This window comes from Spongiactinospora gelatinilytica (genome assembly GCF_003236385.1).
GTDB lineage: Bacteria > Actinomycetota > Actinomycetes > Streptosporangiales > Streptosporangiaceae > Spongiactinospora > Spongiactinospora gelatinilytica.
The window spans coordinates 1-1,624 of the sequence record NZ_POUA01000693.1 but is presented as its reverse complement, the minus strand read 5'-3'; the positions used below and the strand labels follow the sequence as shown (position 1 = coordinate 1,624).

At 72.8% G+C, this 1,624-nt stretch carries 1 protein-coding gene; it reads left to right on the top strand.

The window, feature by feature from the left end; all coding sequences use genetic code 11:
• A partial coding sequence (locus C1I98_RS38660; RefSeq protein ID WP_146607921.1) for an MFS transporter occupies window positions 1-1,624 on the top strand: 1,624 nt, incomplete at both ends.

The following is a 1,624-nucleotide window of genomic DNA, read 5'->3' as shown; positions in this document are numbered from 1 at the left end:
CACTGCCCCCGTCTCAGCCACCGCTCTCGGGGCCGACGCCATCACCGAGCCCACCGACCCGGGTGCCGCCGTTGCTCCCGCTGCCGCGTCCGCCCCGGCCACCGATCTCGGGACCGGCCCTATCGCCGACCCCACCGATGCGGGGGCCGACGGTGGCACAGGCACTTCCCCCCTCGTCCCGGCTCCTCGTACCGAGCCGGGCATCGGGCGGGCGGTGCAGCAGGACGCCGGCGGCATTGGCCGGCGGGCCGTACCAGCGGGCCCCGCATCGGCGCGGACCGTGGCCGGGCCGCCGCCCGGGGCCGGGGCGACCCCCAGCATGGGCCGGTTCATGCTGGTGGCGGTCGGCCAGCTCGCCTCCATCCTCGGTGCGGCACTGACCGAGTTCGCCGTGCCGATCTGGATCTACCTGACCACCGGCTCCCTCGTCAGCTACGCCCTGTTCTCGGTGATCGCCCTGGTCCCGGGCCTGCTCGCGGCCCCTCTCGCGGGCGCGGTCGCCGACCGCTTCGACCGCCGCCGGGTCATGCTGGCCGCCAACGTCGCCGCCGGCGGCGTCCAACTCTGCCTCGGTAGCCTCCTGTGGACCGGCAACCTGCAGATCTGGCACGTCTATCCGCTGCTCGCCATCCTTTCCGTGGCCCTCGCCTTCCAGCGGCTCGCCTACCAGTCCGCCATCCCGCAACTGGTCCCCAAGCGCTACCTCGGGCACGCCAACGGCATCGTGCAGACCGCCACCGGGACGGCCCAGCTCATCGTGCCGCTGGTCGCGGTCGCCCTGATGGCCGTGATCGGCCTGGAGGGCATCCTCATCCTCGACGTGACCGGCTACACCCTCGCCATCGCCGTCCTGCTGGCCACGAAGTTCCCCGCCACCATGGCCGCGCGCCGCAGGGAGACGGTCATGGCCGAGATGATCGGCGGCTTCCGCTACTCCTGGGGCCATCGCGGGTTCCGCGGCATGCTGGCCTTCTTCGCGGTGTTCAACGTGCTCGTCTCGCCGCTGTTCCTGCTGATCTCGCCGCTCGTACTCGCGTTCGCCACCCTCCAGGACGTCGGCAAGGTGTCGTTCGCGGGCGGCCTCGGCGCGCTGCTCGGCGGCCTGACCGTGGCCGTGTGGGGCGGGCCGCGCCGGCTGCGGATGCGCGGCATGCTGCTGTCCGGTCTCGCCCTGGCCGCGTTCTGCCTGGCCACCGGCGTCGTGGACAGCCTGGTCGTGATCGGCGTCGGCGCGTTCGGCATGTCGTACTGGCTCGCCGTCCTCAACGGCGTCTACGCCACCCTCATCCAGGTCAAGGTGCCGCAGCGCTTCCACGGCCGGGTGTTCGCGATCAACCAGATGATCGCCTGGTCCACCCTGCCGGTCGGGTTCGGCCTGGTCGCCCCGTACGGCACGGCGCTGTTCGAGCCGCTGCTCGCGCCCGGCGGCCCGCTGGCCGGGACCGTGGGCGCGGTGATCGGCACCGGCGAGGGACGCGGCATCGGGCTCATGTACCTGCTCTTCGGCCTGGCCATCGCCCTTCTGGTCCTGATCGCCCTGCGGGTACGCGCCCTGTCCCGCTTCGACACGCACGTCCCCGACGCCCTCCCCGACGACCTCGTCGGCCTGGCCGTACTCGAAGGC